General features: G+C 74.8%; 1 pseudogene. It reads right to left on the bottom strand.

Annotation, left to right across the window (positions count from 1 at the left end):
* Positions 1–509 precede the first annotated feature (509 nt).
* A pseudogene (locus SSBG_RS14910) lies at positions 510–1,001 on the bottom strand (SigE family RNA polymerase sigma factor); the annotation flags it as partial.
* Positions 1,002–1,276 lie beyond the last annotated feature (275 nt).

Raw genomic sequence — 1,276 nt, 5'->3', positions numbered from 1 at the left:
GGCGTCCTCCCGATGGGGCAGGGCGGTAGGCAACGGCTCTGTCGTCTCAACGACCGGGGGCGCGGCGGCCCGTGGGGGTCGTGGCTTGATTCTGCGCACATACCAAGCGGTATGTCACTAGGGCCGGCCAATCGATTCACGGAACACGCGAAGACAGCCGGGACCGGTAGCGGGAGGGGAGGAGCCGGCGGAAGGAGGCGCGGCAGCGGGGACGGCCTGGGGGCCTGGGGGCTTGGGCCTGGGGGCCTGGGGTTGCGGCGGAGGGCGGGGGCCGGGGCGGTCCGCACGGTCCGGGGCCGGACCGGGTACCTGCCCGGGTGCTGCGAGTCGGCGGCAGGCGGGAGCGGGCCACTGCTCGGGGGCGGTGGCGGATGGGGGGCGGGGGACGAACCGATCCCCCGGCGGCCACCGGCCAGGTGGACGGGCGTAAACCGCTCCCCCAGGGACCGCCAACCAGGTGGGCGGCAGCGAACCGCTTCCCCGGCCGGTGGCCGAGTGGGTGGGGGTGGTCAGCGGATGAGGACCAGTTCGCGGTCCTCGCGGAGCTTGGCGAGGGCGCGGGAGACGGCGCTCTTGACCGTCCCCACGGAGACGCCGAGCACCTCGGCCGTCTGTGCCTCGCTCAGGTCCTCGTAGTACCGCAGGGTGACCATCGCCCGCTGCCGCGCCGGGAGCCTCAGCACCGCGTGCCACATCGCGTCCCGTACCGCCTGCGCCTCGGCCGGGTCGGTCGCGGGCAGGGGCTCGGGCTCGGGCAGTTCGGCGCACGAGTACTCGTCCACGCGTCGCTTGCGCCACTGCGAGGTCCGCGTGTTGACGAGGGCCCGGCGCACGTACCCGTCCACGGCCCCGTGGTCCTCGATCCGCTCCCAGGCGCTGTACGTCTTCGCCAAGGCGGTCTGGAGCAGGTCCTCCGCGTCGTACGGATTCGGTGTGAGCGAGCGCGCGGTCCGCAGCAGCCCGGCGCCCCTGGCCCGCACGTAGGACTCGAACGTGAGGGGGAGGGCCGGCGTCGCGCGGGGAGTACGGGGGCGGGTGCGGGACGCACGGGACTGGGGCCCCGCGCCCGGACCCGACTCCGCGGTCGCCCCAGCCTCAAAGCCGCCGTCCCCGGAACCGCTGGTTTCGGCGCTGCGGGTTTCGGGGCTGCGGGTTGCGGAGCTGTACCCGTCCGGGCTGCTGTCCGCCGACCTGCTGGTTTCCGGGCCACGGGCTTCCGGGCCGCGGTCCGCCGACTCGCAGCTCTCCGAGCCGCGCGTTTCCGGGCTACGGGTCT

It is taken from the genome of Streptomyces sp. SPB074 (assembly GCF_000154905.1).
In the GTDB taxonomy this organism is placed as follows: domain Bacteria; phylum Actinomycetota; class Actinomycetes; order Streptomycetales; family Streptomycetaceae; genus Streptomyces.
This window is presented reverse-complemented; position numbering and strand designations above follow the sequence as displayed.